The organism is Streptomyces sp. NPDC059740, from assembly GCF_042733155.1.
Taxonomy (GTDB): Bacteria; Actinomycetota; Actinomycetes; order Streptomycetales; family Streptomycetaceae; genus Streptomyces.
Genome location: NZ_JBHWGP010000051.1, coordinates 1 through 16,221, shown reverse-complemented (window position 1 = coordinate 16,221; position 16,221 = coordinate 1). Strand labels below are relative to the sequence as shown.

The 16,221-nt window shown below is 70.2% G+C and carries 12 protein-coding genes and 4 pseudogenes; 8 read left to right on the top strand and 8 right to left on the bottom strand.

All coding sequences use genetic code 11. The annotated features are described in order from the left end of the window. Nucleotides 1-163: 163 nt before the first annotated feature. A complete protein-coding gene (locus tag ACFV3R_RS31775) occupies nucleotides 164-2,059 on the bottom strand; it encodes a phosphatidylglycerol lysyltransferase domain-containing protein (protein WP_385590369.1) in 1,896 nt (631 codons plus the stop codon). A gap of 150 nt (nucleotides 2,060-2,209) precedes the next feature. On the opposite strand from ACFV3R_RS31775, the gene ACFV3R_RS31770 reads away from it, so the two are divergent. After that, nucleotides 2,210-3,331, top strand: coding sequence for an alpha/beta hydrolase (locus ACFV3R_RS31770; protein WP_385590367.1), 1,122 nt, complete (start codon nucleotides 2,210-2,212; stop codon nucleotides 3,329-3,331). A gap of 54 nt (nucleotides 3,332-3,385) precedes the next feature. On the opposite strand, the gene ACFV3R_RS31765 is transcribed toward ACFV3R_RS31770, so the two are convergent. Further along, entirely contained in the window at nucleotides 3,386-4,360 is a 975-nt protein-coding gene (locus ACFV3R_RS31765; RefSeq protein WP_385590365.1) for a DUF1259 domain-containing protein, read from the bottom strand. Nucleotides 4,361-4,644: 284 nt separating this feature from the next. On the opposite strand from ACFV3R_RS31765, the pseudogene ACFV3R_RS31760 reads away from it, so the two are divergent. Further along, nucleotides 4,645-5,239 (top strand): annotated as a pseudogene (locus tag ACFV3R_RS31760) (integrase core domain-containing protein). 139 nt (nucleotides 5,240-5,378) lie between these two features. Here the strand turns inward: ACFV3R_RS31760 and ACFV3R_RS31755 are convergent. The 3 genes from ACFV3R_RS31755 to ACFV3R_RS31745 all read right to left on the bottom strand — a co-directional run bounded on the left by ACFV3R_RS31755 (nucleotide 5,379) and on the right by ACFV3R_RS31745 (nucleotide 8,230). Next, the gene (locus ACFV3R_RS31755) at nucleotides 5,379-6,545 is read right to left on the bottom strand and encodes an acyltransferase family protein (RefSeq protein ID WP_385590363.1); all 1,167 of its coding nucleotides are present in this window, start codon (nucleotides 6,543-6,545) and stop codon (nucleotides 5,379-5,381) included. Nucleotides 6,546-6,884: 339 nt separating this feature from the next. Further along, a complete protein-coding gene (locus ACFV3R_RS31750) occupies nucleotides 6,885-7,844 on the bottom strand; it encodes a M56 family metallopeptidase (protein WP_385590361.1) in 960 nt (319 codons plus the stop codon). Continuing rightward, nucleotides 7,841-8,230, bottom strand: coding sequence for a BlaI/MecI/CopY family transcriptional regulator (locus ACFV3R_RS31745; RefSeq protein ID WP_385590359.1), 390 nt, complete (start codon nucleotides 8,228-8,230; stop codon nucleotides 7,841-7,843). Before ACFV3R_RS31745 ends, ACFV3R_RS31750 begins: the two co-directional genes overlap by 4 nt. Nucleotides 8,231-8,433: 203 nt before the next feature. Between ACFV3R_RS31745 and ACFV3R_RS31740 the strand changes: the two genes are divergently transcribed. The 5 genes from ACFV3R_RS31740 to ACFV3R_RS31720 all read left to right on the top strand — a co-directional run bounded on the left by ACFV3R_RS31740 (nucleotide 8,434) and on the right by ACFV3R_RS31720 (nucleotide 12,904). Next, the gene (locus ACFV3R_RS31740) at nucleotides 8,434-9,036 is read left to right on the top strand and encodes a DedA family protein (RefSeq protein WP_385590397.1); all 603 of its coding nucleotides are present in this window, start codon (nucleotides 8,434-8,436) and stop codon (nucleotides 9,034-9,036) included. Next, the gene (locus ACFV3R_RS31735; RefSeq protein WP_385590357.1) at nucleotides 9,033-9,638 is read left to right on the top strand and encodes a phosphatase PAP2 family protein; all 606 of its coding nucleotides are present in this window, start codon (nucleotides 9,033-9,035) and stop codon (nucleotides 9,636-9,638) included. The genes ACFV3R_RS31740 and ACFV3R_RS31735 overlap by 4 nt, the downstream gene beginning before the upstream one ends. Nucleotides 9,639-9,706: 68 nt before the next feature. Continuing rightward, nucleotides 9,707-10,324, top strand: a complete 618-nt coding sequence (locus ACFV3R_RS31730) for a phosphatase PAP2 family protein (RefSeq protein WP_385590355.1) — start codon at nucleotides 9,707-9,709, stop codon at nucleotides 10,322-10,324. A gap of 193 nt (nucleotides 10,325-10,517) precedes the next feature. Next, nucleotides 10,518-11,744, top strand: coding sequence for a glycosyltransferase family 4 protein (locus tag ACFV3R_RS31725; RefSeq protein WP_385590353.1), 1,227 nt, complete (start codon nucleotides 10,518-10,520; stop codon nucleotides 11,742-11,744). Nucleotides 11,745-12,112: 368 nt separating this feature from the next. Then, complete coding sequence (locus ACFV3R_RS31720) at nucleotides 12,113-12,904, top strand: hypothetical protein (protein WP_385590352.1); 792 nt, start codon at nucleotides 12,113-12,115, stop codon at nucleotides 12,902-12,904. A gap of 430 nt (nucleotides 12,905-13,334) precedes the next feature. Here ACFV3R_RS31720 and ACFV3R_RS31715 read toward each other — a convergent pair whose 3' ends face one another. After that, on the bottom strand, nucleotides 13,335-13,496 hold the full coding sequence (locus ACFV3R_RS31715) for a YqaE/Pmp3 family membrane protein (RefSeq protein WP_385590350.1): 162 nt from the start codon (nucleotides 13,494-13,496) through the stop codon (nucleotides 13,335-13,337). Nucleotides 13,497-13,707: 211 nt separating this feature from the next. After that, nucleotides 13,708-13,836 (bottom strand): annotated as a pseudogene (locus ACFV3R_RS31710) (IS5/IS1182 family transposase); the annotation flags it as partial. 62 nt (nucleotides 13,837-13,898) lie between these two features. Here ACFV3R_RS31710 and ACFV3R_RS31705 point away from each other — a divergent pair. Then, nucleotides 13,899-15,102: pseudogene (locus ACFV3R_RS31705) on the top strand (IS3 family transposase). Nucleotides 15,103-15,161: 59 nt separating this feature from the next. Here the strand turns inward: ACFV3R_RS31705 and ACFV3R_RS31700 are convergent. Next, a pseudogene (locus tag ACFV3R_RS31700) lies at nucleotides 15,162-15,967 on the bottom strand (transposase family protein). Nucleotides 15,968-16,221 lie beyond the last annotated feature (254 nt).

Genomic DNA, 16,221 nt, shown 5'->3' with positions numbered 1-16,221 from the left:
AAGTGGGGAGATGAAAGAAGCGCCATCACCTCGCCCGACAGCGCGTCGCCATGCTGTCCGCCCTGCTCCGCGACGGCGCCTTCCACCAGCTCCGGACCGCACACTGACGAAGGACACCGAGGTCCGCGCACCGGCACCGGGGTTCGACGGAGACGGCAGCTGCTCAGGCCGCGCGCCGCGTCCCCCCGCTCTCCGCCTTGAGGACGGAGGACGCCGAGTCCTGGGCGCCCACCCTCGCGCGGCGCGCCGCACCGGGCAGGAGGCGGCGGTAGCGGGCGGGAAGCGCCAAGGTGATGAAGGCTTCGGCCTGCATCACGGCGAAGCCGATACGGGGGAGGTCGCGGGTGCTCGGGAAGATCATGAAGCGGGGCTCCCACTGGGGTTGGAACTTCTCGTTGAACCGGTACAGCGACTCGATCTGGAACCAGCGGGAGAGGAAGACCAGCAGGCCGCGCCAGAAGCGCAGCACCGGCCCGGCACCCAGCCGCTCGCCGCGGGCCAGCGCGGAGCGGAACATCGCGAAGTTGAGCGAGACACGGGCCACGCCAAGCTGCGCCGCGTTGCGCAGGGCGTACACGATGAGCAGTTCGTTCATGCCGGCGTCGGCGCCGCGGTCCCGCCGCATCAGCTCCAGCGACAATCCGTCGGTGCCCCAGGGCACGAAGTGCAGGACGGCCTTGAGATCACCGTGCGGGGAGGGGTCCTCGGACACGTTCCGGTGTGCGGTGACGACGACGCAGTCCTCGTCCCTGGGGTCGCCGAAGCGGCCGAGAGCCATGGAGAAACCGCGCTCGGTGTCGGTGCCGCGCCAGTCGGCCGCGGCGACGCGCACCCACTCGCGTTCCTCCTCGGTCAGGTCCCCCACCCTGCGCATCCGGCAGGTGTAGCCGCCCCGTTCGACCCGGGAGACCATCTGCCGCACGTTGCGCATCGCCCGGCCTGCCAGGGAGAAGTCGGCGACCCGCACCACCGCCTCGTCACCGAGTTCCAGCGCGTCCAGACCCGTCTCACGCGTCCACACCTCGCCGCCGGTCTCGCTGCACCCGACGACAGCCGGGATCCAGGCGTGCGCACGGGCCTCCGCCATGAACCGCTCGATGGCCCCTGGCCACGCCTCGACGTCGCCGACGGGGTCGCCGCTGGCGAGCATCACGCCGGAGACCACCCGGTAGGGGATCGCCGCCTTGCCGCTCGGGGAGAACACCACGCTCTTGTCCCGCCGGAGGGCGAAGTAACCCAGCGAGTCGCGTCCGCCGTGCCGCGCGAGGATGCCCCGCAGGCGCTCCTCTTCGTCGTCGCTCAGTTCGGAGACGGGGCGCTCGGGACGCAGCACCAGGTAGCCGGTGCTGAACGCCACCAGCAGACCCAGACCGCCCAGCGAGTAGCCCACGGCGTCAGCGGCGCGGTCGGAGGTGTAGTGCACCGGACCGTCGAAGCCGAACAGCCCGCGCAGCACCGTTACGCACCGGTCGGCCATCGACGGGTCGCCGACCTCGACCAGTGGGTGGGAGCTGACGACGAGCAGACCGATGCTGAAACTTGCGGTCCCCAACAGCACGAAGTTGGCCGCGGCGCGCCATCTGGTGCGTGGGTCGGACAGCGCCGCGAACTCGCCGCGGTGTGTGCACAGGACGTAGAGCACGCCGACCGAGAGGAGCGTGGTCAGCGGGGAGGGCCGATGGTGGTGCAGGAAACCGGCCAGGACACCCGCCGGGAGGAGGACGACGGCAGCCGCCCAGGCGCGACGCTTCCCGCGTTTGAGTCCGTGGGCGAGCATCAGCAGCAGGACACCCACGATGATCGAGGCGGCGGTGGCGAGACTGGTCACGGTCCCCGGGAAGTAAGAGGCCCAAGTGTGCACGCGCGTGTGCCGCAACCGTGGGAAGACACCGGTGCCCAGGTCCACCAGCCCGATGAGGAAGCACAACGTGCCCACCACGGCGGGCGCAGTGGACGTGGGAAGCAGGCGGGGCAACCGGAGTCGGCTGTGTGCCGCCTCACTTTCCCCGGCCGGGTGGGCAACCCCATCTCGTCGGACAGCATCTTTGTGCACGGACATCGAACTCCAGGCCCCTATGCGGATCTTCCGTCCCGAAAGCGCCGCAGCGTCTCAGGACCTCCTGTAGGACGTCACCAAGCACCTCGGGGTTGCCTCAGGATTGCCTCTGGCACGCACACCGGTCGCCACCCCCGCACAAGAAAGCTCCTCATGGGTCTCACCAGCAACAGCCTCCTGGTCCTGGTCACCCTGGTGGCCTTGACCGTGTTCGTCGCTACCATCTGGGTCTGGCCCCGGCTGGCACGCCGGGGCGCGGGTGCCGTGGCCGGGCGGGTGGGAATGCTGCTCACCACCCAGCTCACCCTCCTGGCTGCTCTCGGGCTCGCTCTCAACTCCTATTTCGGTTTCTACGCCTCCTTCGCCGACCTCTTCGGCTCGGACGACGCGCCGGGTCAAGTGGTCGACCAGGGGGTGTCCGGCACGCCCGCAAAGGCTGGCCTCTACCGTCTCGGGCATCGGTCGGACGGGCTCACCGGCGGTGGGATCCCGTCCCGCGCGGGTCGGATCGACAGGATCGCTGTCCGTGGCGCCACGACGCGTCTGACAGTTCCGGCCTACGTCTATCTGCCTCCCCAGTATTTCCAGGCGGCCCACCGCGAGGACCGTTTCCGCGTGGCCGTCGTCCTGACGGGCTACCCGGGCACGGTCGATTCCCTCATCACCCGTATGAGGTACCCGCGCACCGCTGACAAGCTCGTCCGCGAGCACCGGATGAAGCCGACGATCTTGGTCATGCTGCGCCCCACACTGGTGCCGCCGCGCGACACCGAGTGCATGGACGTGCCCGGCGGCCCCCAGACCGAGACCTTCTTCGCCCACGACCTGCGCAACGCGGTGGCCGCCAACTACCGCGTGGGCACAGGAGCACAGAACTGGGGCGTCATCGGCGACTCCACCGGCGGCTACTGCGCCGTGAAGCTCGCCATGCGCCGACCCACGGCCTTCTCCGCCGCCGTCTCACTCTCGGGGTACTACAGCACCCACAACGACCCCACCACCGGGGACCTCTTCGGCGGCAGCGCGTCGGTGCGGAACGAGAACGACATGATGTGGCGCCTGAGGCACAGGCCGGTCCCCCCGATCTGGGCGCTGGTGACCAGCAGCAGGAAGGGCGAGGACAACTACGGGACGACGCAGTCCTTCCTCAGGGCCGTCCGACCGCCGATGCAGGCCTCCTCGATCATCCTGCCCAGCGGTGGTCACAACTTCACCACCTGGAACCGGGAGCTGCCCGCGGCTCTGACGGCGTTGAGCAAACACCTGGTGCCCTGACCTGCGGCCCCCGGGCGCCCGACTGCACCCCTGAGGCCCGCCCAGTCCGGACTGTCAGGAGGGCCGGACCGCCCGGGTGCGGTCCAGCCCGGCACGAACGGCGTGTGCGAGGGCGATCGGGTCACCGGAACGGATCATGTGAGCGAAGTAGAGCTGCGGGTCCTCGCCGGTCTCCTGGTTGTACAGGCACCCGACCTCCCAGCCGGCGCGCCGCATCACGGACGTCACGGGCTGGACTTCGGCGCTGGTCATCGAGAAGTCCGGAACGGCGACGGCCCGGCCCCCGCCGAGCGGCTGGAACTGGATCTCGGTGGAGACGCCCAGTTCGGGACGGATGCGCTGGCCACCGAGCCGGACGGCGTCCGTCCGCGGAACGGTGACGGTGACGATCCCGTGCTCACCCACCTCGGCCTTGCCGCCGAGCACGCGGCCTAGCTGCCCGGCCGGCAACGCTGTCCGCGGCCGTTTCGGTGTGTGCTGGGGCAACGCAGTGGCCGTCTTACCGATCACCGCGTGGATGTCCCTGGCGAGCCGGAGGGGGTCCCCGCTGCCGCGGAAGTGCACGAACCACACCATGGGCCTCAGGTCGTACAGGTGCTGGTGCTCGGCCTGGAAGACCAGGTGGTGGGCGACCAGCGCGTCGATGACCGGCTGGACCTCTTGCTGACGCAGCGCCACGTCCCCGTTGAGGATCGCATGGCCACTGCCCGTCGCCTGGAAGTACAGCTCGTGCTGGAGCTGGAAACCCTCCTGGAAGGGCACGGCGTCGGGGCCGCCTTTCGCATGGATGTCGGAGCGGGCGATGTCGACGGCCAGTACGCCGTCGGACACGTCACCGTCCGCCTGGAGGATGTGCTCCATCTCGGACACCGGCAGGCCGGCCGAGGCGGTGGCGCCCTGCGCCTGGGCCGTGACATGGTCGCCGGAGTGCCGCGCAGGAACGGCCGAGGGCGTCGTCGAGCAGGCACTCAGCGCGGCGATGAGCAGCAGGGCGCAGGCGCGCAGCTTCGTTCCACGGGCAGCGGACATCGCTTCCTTCCGGGCGACGCGGCCTTCGCGTCCCAGCCCCCTGTCTAGCGCGGCTCCGCCACGCCCGCACCGGCCGCGCGCCGCACGGGTGACGGGGCGTGCGGCAACGGAGTCCACGCACGAGTGTGACCGCCCGAGAGCCCGTTGCCGGCGATGTCGCTCTAGGTGTGTTGTCCCGGCGTGTTGGTGACAGGTGACACGCCCACTTCGGGTGCTTGAAAGAGGTGAGGGCCTTCTGGCTCGGTGTGGATTACGACATCACATACCAGCGCCAGGAGGCCCTCGTGATCCACCGTAACGCCCCGCTGACCCCGACCGGCAGGCTGCGTCTGGCCCGCTGCGTCGTCGAGGACGGTTGGCCCATACGCAGGGCGGCTGAGCGCTTCCAGGTCAGCCACACCACCGCCGCCCGCTGGGCCAACCGCTACCGCCAACACGGCCAGGCAGCGATGGCTGATCGCTCCAGTTGCCCGCACCACCAGCCACGCCGCGCATCGGCCCAGGTGGAAGCCGACGTCCTGCGTCTTCGCCGCAAAGCACGCATCGGTCCTCCTGCACATCGACGTCAAGAAGCTCGGCCGTATCCCCGACGGCGGCGGCCACAAAGTCCTCGCACACCTGGCGCCAACCTGCCACGACCTGGGCATCCAGCCCCGCTGGACCCGACCCTGGCGCCCGCAGACCAATGGCAAGGTCGAACGCTTCCACCGCACCCTGCTCCAAGAGTGGGCCTACCACCAGCCCTACACCTCAGATCACGAGCGACAGGCAGCCTTCCCCGACTGGCTGGCCTGGTACAACTACCACCCACCCCACACCGGAATCAGCGGCCACACCCCAGCCAGCCGCGTCACCAACCTCTCCGAACAACACACCTAGACCGGGCCCGGGCCGCGGCCTCGCGGACCGCCTTCCGAAAGGCGCAACCTGACCGTGCTCGAGGTCGGGGCGTGTGCGGGTGCCGGACCCGATCCCTGCGAAGTTCCTGCACCGTGAGATCCACGAGACACACGGCACTTCAGGCCCTTCGGAACGCCCAGCGCATCCGCGGCTCAACGGCGAAACGAAAGACCCGACGAACGGGGGTGGTGCATAGCGCGGTGACGACGGTCACGGCGACGACGCTGACGCACAGGGCCCCGCCGGGGGTGTGGACCCAGGCGGGGTTGTACCAGTGCCAGAAGCGGGAGCCCTTGGCGAGGAAGCCGTGAAGAAGGTAGCCGTAGAGAGTTCCCGCACCCAGTGTCGTGAACCAGACCCGGCGTGTGGGGACCCAGGCCAGGAAGCACGCAGTGAGCAGTGAGGAGCTGCCGAAAAGTGCCAGCTGCATGACGACGCCGGCCCACCACGGAGCTCCCAACGCCTGTGCGCTGTCGGTGTGGTAGAGCCAGGCGTCGTTCATCCGCGGCACCGCCCAGTAGGCGAACGCCAGCGCTGCGGCCAGGACCGGCAGCGCGGCCAGGCGCACCGGGAGGCGGTGCAGGTAGGCGAAGTGGCGGGCCTTCAGGGTAAGGCCGAGCACGAAGAACGGCAGGAACTGCAGAATCCGCTGGAGGTCGAGCTCCTGTCCGATGCTCGGTGTCGCACACGCCGCCGCGGCGATTATCAGGGCGACGGGCACCGGCCCGCGCAGGTTGCGCCAGAGCGGCGCGGTCAGGCGCCAGACGAACAGCGCCATGAGGAACCAGGTGAGGAACCAGGGGTTGAGCAGGTCGAGGGGGGCGTGCGGGTCCTGCCCGGCGGTGCGGCGGAAGAGGATGTAGGCCGTCTGGAAGACGACGTACGGCACGGCGACGCCGGTGACCAGGCGGCTCAGGCGGTGGGGAGCGGTGTCGAAGGTGCGGGAGAAGTACCCGGATATGACGACGAACGCCGGCATGTGGAAGGCGTAGACGAAGAGGTAGAGGGCGGCGGCGGTGCGGCTGGTGCTGTAGAGGGGTTCCCAGGCATGGCCCAGGGCGACGAGGGCGATCGAGAGGTACTTGGCGTTGTCGAAGAACGCGTCGCGGGTCGAGGTCGAGGGGCCTTCGCGACTGGTGGAACGTTCGCTCCGCGGGCGCTCTGCCGGATGCTGCGCTGGGTGTTCGCGGCTCGGACTGCGGTCACTGGCGGTTGGGCCGGGTGGTTCTGTGTGTTCGGCGGGTATCGGGCGGCGGTGGACAGCGCGTGGCTCGTTCGAGGGCACTGGGAACTTCCTTCGGGAGCAGACGCGTGCCGGCGCTGGGGGCGAAGGTACGCGGCACGGGCGTGGGTCGTGTGAGGGCAGGACGAGGGCCGCAACCGGCGCAAGGGGGCGGTTCTTGCGCTGTTGGGGGCCGTCTTCGGCGTGCCTCCGGCAGTTGATGGGCGGCGTCGGGGGTGAGGAAGGGCCGGTCAGATGCCCGCGTCGGTTCTCCACCGGGCCGGGCACGTCCGTGCCGTGACCGCCCGGTGTGCGGCCCGCGCCTACCTCCCCGGTGGGACGGCTCGGCTCGGCGGCTTCCGGACCGACCTGGGGCCGTGCCCACGTCGGGCGGCGTGCGGGTCAGCGCGAGTGGGTCTCGCTCTGGGCGGTCTCCACGGTGCCGTGGAGGTCGTGCGCCGCGTGCAGGGCGGAAGCCGTTGACGCGGCCAGACAGCACATCAGGACCACTGCGACGGTCCGTTGGGCGCGCTTCCCCCTACGACCGTGCTGCTTCTCGCTCTTCCCCAGTAGGGCGGCCACGCGTCGGGGCACGGGGCTGCTGGCGACGCCGAGCGCCACGACGGGGCAGCCGTCTGGCGACTTGGCCTCGTGGGCCGCGAGCGCGGCTCTGCCGATCGCCCGCGCGGCGAGTCGCCGGTCACCCACCGCTTCGGCGGCGGCCTCGTCCGCCCAGCGTTCCAGCGCGTAGGTGAGGGGCTCGCGCAGCCCACGAAGTGCGGGATGGAGGGCGGCTGCCAGCTGGCCGACCCCGAGGAAGAGGTGGTGGCGGCCGGCCAGGTGCGCACGCTCGTGTGCGAAGAGCGCCTCACGTTCGTCGGGCCGCAGGATGCGCAGCATCGCGGCACTGACGACGACCCTCCCGCGGCCACCGAGCACCCCGGGCAGGGCGTAGGCGTACGGGTAGGGGTCCGGGCTGACGGAGAGGTCGCCCGCTCCGCCGGGTCCCGCGGCCTCGTGCGCCGAGCGCAGCTGGCGCCAGTGGCCGACGAGCACCCAGGCCGCCCGGGCCGTGCCGGCGAGGAGCAGCGTCGCCGCCGCCCAGGCTCCCGGCGCTGTCAGCCAGGTGTGGTCGCCCAGCCACCGCGGGGAGAGGTGTCCGAGTGTGGCGACAGGAGCCAGGCGCAGGACACCGCCGAGTGCGAGGAGGCCCAGTACGGCCGTGCTGCATCCGGCCAGCAGCACGCCGCACTGTGCCAGCGTCCACGCCGCGACGCGCGGGGCGAGGGCACCGGCGACGCGGCGGGCCACGGGCACAGCCAGTAGCGGCACGAGAAGGGGAATCCAGACTGCGTAGATCATTTCCGGTTCCCCTCCCCTTGGTCGGCCTCGTCGAGGAGCGCTCTGAGGACCTGCTCGTCCTCGTCGCTGAGGTCGGAGACGAAGCGGGCCAGCACGCTGCCGCGGTCCTCGCCGCGGTCCAGCTCGGCGTGCATGCGCCTGGCGGTGAGCCCGCTCGCGTCGGCGGCGGGGAGGTAGGTATAGCCACGTCCGAGGCGCACGCGGGTGACGAGGCCCTTGGCGTGCAGTCTCGTGAGGATCGTCGTCACGGTGGTTCTGGCGAGCCCGGTGCCCAGCGCCGCACGCACCCCGCCCGGAGTCAGCGCGGTGTCCGCCGCCCACAGGGCCGCCAGGACGCCCGATTCCAGTTCACCGGCCGGGCGCCGGTCGCCGTGTTCCTCGGTCATGGAACTCATCCTCCCACTTCAGCGTCTACAGTAGAGTAGACCGTCTACTAAGCTGTAGTCGATCGGAAGCGTTCCTCGCCCCAGTTCCTCACCGGAAGGAGCCTGACGTGCCGCTGCTCCCGCAAGCCTGCATCCTGGCCGCGCACGCTCATCTCGCGGTCAACGTGCTGGACGCCGGATCGCTGCTCGCCGCCTTCGGCGCCATGGGAGTGGCCGTCATCCTGTTCGCTGAGACCGGCCTGCTGGTCGGATTCTTCCTTCCGGGCGACTCGCTCCTGTTCACCGCGGGACTGCTGTGTGTGCCGGCGAGTGGCCGGGTGCACCTCTCGCTGGGCCAGGTGCTGATCGCCGCCGTCGCCGGCGCGCTGGTCGGGGCCCAGTTCGGCTACTGGCTCGGACGCCGCGGAGGCCGGGCCCTGCTGGCGCGCAGTCGCGCACGCCGACTGCACGCGGGCGCAGCGCGCGCTGAGGAACTGCTCACGCGGTACGGGCACGCCAAGGCCATCATCCTCGCGCGCTTCGTCCCGGTGGTGCGTACCGTCCTCAATCCGCTGGCCGGGATCCTGGGCGTGCCGCGGGGCCGCTTCGCCCTCTGGCAGTCGGTGGGCGGCGTGGTCTGGACGGTGGCCCTGGTCGTCGCCGGCTACGGCCTCGGCTCCTCGGTGCCCAACGTGGACCGCTACCTGCTCCCCCTGGTGGCCATGATCGTGGTGATCTCCCTGCTACCCCTGGCCAACGAGTTCCGCAGAGCCCGTGTGACCCGGCGGCGGGCCGCCGCCGGGCAGCGCCCCGGGGGGCCGCTGTGACGCCTGCGAAGACCTCTCACCCGGCCTTCTTCGACGACGGTCTCTACACCGGCGTGTCGCACCTGACACAGCACGTTCCGGCCGTGGTGAACAGTGCCGTCTCCCTGTGGACGGACTTCGGCCTCGGGGTGTTCGCCCTGCTCATGATCGTCGGATGGTGGCGCGCCCGGAAGGCGCGTCGGCCCGTGCTCCCCGTCTACGCGGTACCCGTGGTGGTGGTTCTCAGCTACGTCGCGGACGACCTGCTCAAGAGCCTCGTCGACGAACAACGCCCGTGTCGGATCCTTCACGTCGCCACCGTGCAGGCGTGCCCGCCGATGGGTGACTGGTCCTTCCCGAGCAACCACGCCACGATCGCGGCAGCGGCGACGGTCGCGCTGCTGATGATCGACCGACGCGTCGGCCTCCTCGCGGTCCCCGTGGCGCTCCTCATGGCCGCCTCCCGCGTGTGGGTGGGGGCCCACTACCCGCACGACGTGCTGGCCGGTCTCGCCATCGGGTCCGTGCTCGCGGCCGTGCTGACCCGCCTGACGCTCCTGGCCCAGTCCCGGCTCACCCCGCGGCAGCCCGTTCCGTCGACGAGCGGCGCGCGAACGCCATGACGACCGGGCCCGACGCCGGACCCACCCGCCGCACCGGGCACCGACCCGCGACGTGGACGTGGGTGGCGGTGACCACGGCGGTCATGTTCACCGCGCTCACGGTCGGCGTGGTCGCCGCGGGCGGCGACCCCCTGCCCGGCGACGACGCTCTGCACCTGGCGGTCCTTCACCACCGGCCGCCCGTGGCGCGCCGGGTGGCCCAGGTGGTCACCGCCTCCGGCACCGGGGTCTGGCCTTACCTCCTGGCTCTCATCGCCGGACTGGTCACGGGCAGGGGAAGGCCGGACCGGCTCCGGCGCGCCGCGCTGGCCGTCGCGGTGCTCGCCGCCGGGCAGGCCGTCCGTTACGGACTCATGGCGGCACTGGCCCGCCCCCGCCCCGAGCAGAGCGACTGGGCCGCCCACGCTTCGGGATGGTCGTTCCCCTCCGGGCACAGCACCACCTCGGCCCTCGCCGCCGGCCTCCTGTGCTGGGCGTTCGCCTCGTCGACCCGTCGCGCCCTCGCCCGGTTGACGCTGGGGCTGGCGCTCGTGTGGGCGCTGGCCGTCGGCCTGACGCGGATCTATCTCGGCGTGCACTGGGCCAGCGACGTCCTGGCCGGCTGGCTCCTGGCCACCACGTGGCTCGCCCTCCTGGCCGCACTGCTGTCCAGGACCAGGCACCCACTCGCCGCCGTGGCCCCCTGACCTCACCACCTCTCAGGCCCGCCCGCTCCGTCTCGAAGCGCGGCGCCGGTCACACATGCGGACTCGGTGGATGACTTATCCGCCTGTAGATCGACATATCTGGACGATTGACTGATCGGTCGGTCGATCCGCGCCCCGCGCCTATCGGCGCCGGGTCCGGTTCGGCCCACCCCTCGACATTCCGGAGCACGCTGTGAAGATCGTTTTTCTCATCCACAACGTCTATGGCGTGGGCGGCACCATCCGCACCACCCTCAACCTCGCCGCGACGTTGGCGGACACCCACCAGGTCGAGATCGTGTCGATGTTCCGGCACCGCGACACGCCACGCTTCGCCATCGACGAACGCATACGCGTGATCCCTCTTGTCGACCTCCGCCCCAACTCACCAGACCTGGACGACCCCCACATCGACCAGCTGGCAGAGGTCTTTCCCCGTGAGGAGAAGCGCCATCGCCAGTACAGCCGCCTCAACGACCTGCGGATCGAGCGGTACCTGCGGGCCAGCGACGCCGACGTCCTCATCGGCACCCGCCCGGGCGTCAACGTCTACCTGGCCCGCTTCGGCCCCCGGCGGGCGGTCCGCGTGGCGCAGGAACACCTCACCCACGACGCGCACAGCAAGCGGCTGCGGACAGTCCTGGCGCACCACTACCGCAAGTTGGACGCCGTGGTCACCACCACCGAGGCCGACGCCGCCGTCTACCGGAGCAGGATGAAACTGCCGGGCGTGCACGTGGCCGGCATTCCCAACAGCGTTCCCGAGCCCGGCATCTCCCCCGCCGACGGCACCGCCAAGGTGATCGCCGCGGCCGGTCGGCTCACCCGCTCCAAGCGCTTCGACCTGGTGATCGACGCGTTCGCGGACGTCGCCGCCAAGCACCCCGACTGGTCTTTGCGCATCTACGGGGAGGGAGCGGAAAAGGCCCGCCTGCAGGAACTCGTCGACCACCAGGGGCTTTCCACGCGGGTGGCGCTCCTGGGCTTCCGCTCCCCCATCGAGGCGGAATTCGCCCAGGCCTCGATAGTCGTCTCCGCCTCCGACGCGGAGTCCTTCGGGATGACCCTCGTCGAGGCGATGCGGGTGGGCGTGCCGGTCGTCAGCACCAACTGCCCCCTCGGACCGGCCGAAATAATCCAGGACCGGGTCGACGGGCGCCTGGTTCCCACCGACGACCGCGAAGCCATGGCGGCGGCCCTCCTAGAACTCGTCGACGACGACACCCAGCGGCGGCAGATGGGGCAAGCCGCGCTACGCTCGGCCCACAGGTTCGACCCAGACCACATCGCGGCCTTGCACGAGAACCTCTTCGCCCACTTGCGGGCGACGCGTTCCGCGCGGGGACGCGCCCGTAGCAGGGCGATGTGGCGGGGCCGCGCGCGGCGCCTCATCCGCCGCCTTCGCCGCCTTGGCCCCTGACGCCGCACGGCCTCCGCCGGCACCGGTCGCACCGACCCGGCCGCACCCCAACCGCCCGCTCGGGCCCGCTACTTCACCAGTCTGAGCGGCGAGAGCGAGGCACCACCTCGCCCTCGCACTCCGGTCACCCCGCCACGGACGCACACGGCGCCGTCGGCCGCTCGACGGCATACGCCCGCTGCGCACCGACGGTCCGGGTCGACGACCAGAGTTTCGTCTACACGCTTGTAGACTCTCACCGGGTCCCACAGTCCCCCGGCGGGCTCTCGTCCTGCCCTGCCAAGTACATCCCTCGAAGACCCCTCACTCCACGGAGCCGACTCATGGCCATGACGACCAGGCACGCCCGACACGCTCATCGAGGCCGGATGACGGCCGGCAAGGTACCGGAGATCACAGCCGCCTTCTGGGTCGTCAAGGTCCTCACCACAGGCGTGGGCGAGAGCGCCTCGGACTACCTGGCGACCAGGCTCGGCCCCGTGCCCGCGGTCGCCCTGGCAGCGATCGGGCTCGTCGCCGCGCTCGCGGCCCAGTTCGCCTCCTCGCGCCACCGGCCCGGGATCTACTGGACCGCAGTGCTCCTCGTCAGCGTCGTCGGCACGATGGTCGCCGACTTCATCCACGTCGTACTGCACGTTCCCTACCTCACCTCGACTCTGGCCTTCGCGGTCGTGCTCGCCGCCGTACTGGCCCTGTGGTATGCGACGGAACGCTCGCTGTCCTTCCACGAACTGCGCACCCGCCGACGCGAGGTCTTCTACTGGCTGACCGTGATGGCGACCTTCGCCTTCGGCACCGCGGTCGGCGACCTCACCGCCGCCACGGGCCACCTCGGATACCTCACCTCCGGTCTCGCCTTCGCCGCGGTCATCGCCCTTCCCGCGATCGCCTACCGCTGGTTCGGCCTCGCCGCCGTCCCGGCGTTCTGGTGCGCCTACGTCCTCACTCGCCCGCTGGGCGCGTCCTTCGCCGACTGGGCCGCCGCCTCCCCGGCGCACGGCGGGCTGGGCCTGGGAACCGGCACCGTCACCATCACGCTCGTCCTGGCGATCGCGCTGCTGGTCGGCGCCCTCGCTCTCAGCAGGCGTGAGGGCGGTGGTGGCCTCCAGGCCTCCCCGGCGGACGACCGGCCTCGCGACGAGACGTTCGCCGCCCGCTGACCCCCGCTCCTTCCGAGTGGTTGACGGGCGCGCCTCATCGCCGCCCCGTTCATCGTGACGTTCACCCCCCGCCCCCGTCGAAGGGCCCCGACCCGTGTCCAGCCCGCAGCAGGTGTCCACGCTGACCACCCCGCCCCACGACGACCCCGGCCGGATAATCACCTCCTCCGCCTCGGTGAGGCGGGCCATGCCGGGGCCGCCCCGGGAGCTCACGCGCAGGCTCGTCGCGGCCGGACACACCGTCGACAGGCTCGACCTGCTGCCCGCCCGCCTCGGCCCCGTCATCAACGTCTCGTGCCACTGGGGCCGATCAGGCAGATGGAGAACTGGGACGGGAGGACCCAGAGTCAGCAGGTCACTTCCATCATGGTCTGCGAAGACAACGCGGCCGCGACGTTCAAGCGCGTCGCTGCAAGAGTAGTAGGGGGATTCAGTCCTTGACCACTTGGTAGATGCCGTAAATAACACCGGGAACATGGCCCAGAAGCTGGAGAAGGAAGGCCCAGAGCACCTTCAGGCTAGGCCCTTCCTTGATCAGCACGGCCAGCCAGGGAAACACCAGGCATAGCAGGATCAGCAGCACCTTGAACATGGGACTGCCTCACTTCCACTCGACTGCGCTGGGCGGGTACCCGGCGGTGTGCGATCATCACCTCGCCGGCAGCGTTCATCGGGCCTGGTCCAGAATTCCGGGTGACTGCTCTCGAACCTGCCCTGCCCGTCACTCGTCGGCAGCGCCGGCGACCTCTCCGCTGTCGTGGCCCGGTCTCTTTCCAGGGCTTGATCAAGTTCCCTGAGCGTTTTCAGCGTTGCCTCTCCAGGGTGAGGACGGCTCTGGCGATGACGGTCATGCGGATGGGGCTGATACGGGACCTGCGCAAGATCTGCCAGGACTTGAGCCGTGCCATGCCACGTTCGACGGGTGCCGGGGCCTTGACCCCGGATGTTGGACACACGAGACACTGCTTCCTGAGGATCTGAGAACGGACATCTCGTGGTCATGAAGAACTACCCGCCGCAGTTCAAGGTGGACGCGGTCGCGCTGTACGAGTCGCGGCCGGAAGCGACGATCAGGTCGGTCGCAGCCGACCCGGGGATCAACCCGGAGACCCTGCGGAACTGGGTTCAGGCAGCCGGGGTGAGCCGCCCCCGGGGCCGCCGGGCGGAGGCGCCGTCTCAGCCACCGGCTCCGTTGGAGACGGAGAACGCCGCCTTGCGCAAGAAGATCCGCGAGCTGGAGGAGGAACGCGAGATCCTGCGCAAAGCGGCGAAGTATTTCGCCGGGGAGACGCGCTGGTGAACCGCTTCCAGTGCGTCGCCGACCTCCAGCACCGTTACGGCGTGAAGCGGCTGTGCAGCGTCCTCGGCTCAGCCGCTCGAGCTTCTACTACTGGCGCCGGACGGCGGCGGACCGGGCCGCCCGGAAGGTGACCGACGCCCGCCTGGCCGCCCGGATACGAGCGGTGCACCAAGAATCGGACGGCACCTACGGAGTCCCGAGGATCACCGCCGAGCTCCGGGAGACCGGCGGTGAGGCGGTCAACCACAAACGGGTCGCCAGGATCATGCGAGCGTCAGGGATCGAAGGGGTCCGCCTTCGTCGCCGGCATCGCACCACCATCCCCGACCCGGCCGCGGCCAAGGCCCCGGACCTGATCGGCCGCAACTTCACCGCCACAGCCCCCGACACGAAGTACATCGGCGACATCACCTACCTGCCCATCGAGGGCGGGAAGTTCTGCTACCTGGCGACCGTCATCGACCTCGCCTCGCGCCGTCTGGCCGGCTGGGCGATCGCCGACCACATGCGCGCGGACCTCGTCGCCGACGCCCTAGCCGCGGCGATCCGAACCCGCGGCAGCCTCACCGGATCGATCATGCACACCGACCACGGAGCCCAGTACACCAGCAGGCCCTTCGCCGAAGCCCGCAGGTCAGCAGGGGTCCGGCGCAGCATGAGTGCGGTCGGGTCCAGCGCGGACAACGCACTCGCCGAGTCCTTCAACGCGACCTTCAAACGCGAAACCCTGCAAGGACGAAAGACCTGGCCAGACAAGCGTGAGGCGCGACTCGACGCCTTCCGATGGCTCCACCGCTACAACACCCGACGCCGACACTCCCACCTCGGACAACGATCACCGATCGCCTTCGAGAACGCCCTCCACCACACACCAACTACGCTGCCACAAGCCGCATAACCCGTGTCCAGGATTCGGGGTCAAGGCCCATACTTATTCACTGAGGTTTTCTCAGCGATTCACTTCCATGCGGTCGTGAGGGGGAGTGCGGCTTTGGTGATGTCTCCGATGCGGCTCGGGCTCAGGGTGATGTGCCGGAGGACGGCCCAGCGTTGTTTGAGGGCGGCTGCGGCGCGTTCGCCGAGGGCTCGTATGCCGCGCTGGAGGCGGTTGTGGGTGCGGGTGGCCAGACACAGCGGTGAGGGGATGTCGGGGTGCGGCCGCAGCGGGGTGTGGATCCCGATGCCTGCGCCGGTGTATCCGACATCGGCGAGGGTGGGCAGTCCGTCGCGGGCCGCCGGATAGAGGGCTGGCAGCGCGTGGATGCGAGCGGCACGTAAATCGTGGATCGAGCCCGGTTCTACGTCGGAGACCCACAGGGGGTCGCCATTGGGGGAGACGAGGAACTGGACGTTGCCGGCGAAGTGCCGGCCCTTGCCCGAGAACCAGACGTCGTTGCCCTTCTCTGTCCGTCCCGCGACGCGGTCGCAGGGGATGAGGGTGCCGTCCAGGACGACATAAGGCATGGCGTCCTCATGGCACTGCCGCAGGACATCGTGCAGGTCGGGACTGTCCTGCGCCAGGACGTCGAAGCCCTCGTGCAGGTAGCGGTAGCCGGTGGCCTGGGAGACACTGGCGTCGCGGGCCAGGCATGAGATGCGGCCGCCCTCCCGAAACCAGCGGACCACGAGGACCGCTTGAGCGAACGGGGTCAGCGCCCGAGAGCGTCGAGAGTGTGCACGTCGCGTCGTCGACCTGCCAGCAGGCGGGCGAGGTGCACCACCACCTGACGCGGGACATCGAGCATGGCAGCATAGGGAACCACGTGAAGCCTCTGGCGTTCGGGATCTTGGTCGACTCCGTTCCTACCAGCGGCTTCACGCCTGTCAACCCCACCGCGAGAGCGCAAGCTTGACACATCACAAGCTCATCGCTGAGAAAACCTCACTGCCCCTTTTTGATGCGCGGCACCTACGCCCCCCGGGGGCAGACTCCGCTCCTGCGGCACCGCCTGAACTGGAAGCGCGCGTCGATGGCCGGGGCCTTGGGCTACCACTCCACCGACCCCGATCGCGGGGC

What these genes read in the sequence shown, in the direction of transcription:
- ACFV3R_RS31775 (WP_385590369.1), bottom strand. Translation starts at nt 2,059, where the DNA reads ATGTCCGTGCACAAAGATGCTGTCCGACGAGATGGGGTTGCCCACCCG.
- ACFV3R_RS31770 (WP_385590367.1), top strand. Translation starts at nt 2,210, where the DNA reads ATGGGTCTCACCAGCAACAGCCTCCTGGTCCTGGTCACCCTGGTGGCC.
- ACFV3R_RS31765 (WP_385590365.1), bottom strand. Translation starts at nt 4,360, where the DNA reads ATGTCCGCTGCCCGTGGAACGAAGCTGCGCGCCTGCGCCCTGCTGCTC.
- ACFV3R_RS31750 (WP_385590361.1), bottom strand. Translation starts at nt 7,844, where the DNA reads ATGATCTACGCAGTCTGGATTCCCCTTCTCGTGCCGCTACTGGCTGTG.
- ACFV3R_RS31745 (WP_385590359.1), bottom strand. Translation starts at nt 8,230, where the DNA reads ATGACCGAGGAACACGGCGACCGGCGCCCGGCCGGTGAACTGGAATCG.
- ACFV3R_RS31740 (WP_385590397.1), top strand. Translation starts at nt 8,434, where the DNA reads ATGGGAGTGGCCGTCATCCTGTTCGCTGAGACCGGCCTGCTGGTCGGA.
- ACFV3R_RS31720 (WP_385590352.1), top strand. Translation starts at nt 12,113, where the DNA reads ATGACGGCCGGCAAGGTACCGGAGATCACAGCCGCCTTCTGGGTCGTC.
- ACFV3R_RS31715 (WP_385590350.1), bottom strand. Translation starts at nt 13,496, where the DNA reads ATGTTCAAGGTGCTGCTGATCCTGCTATGCCTGGTGTTTCCCTGGCTG.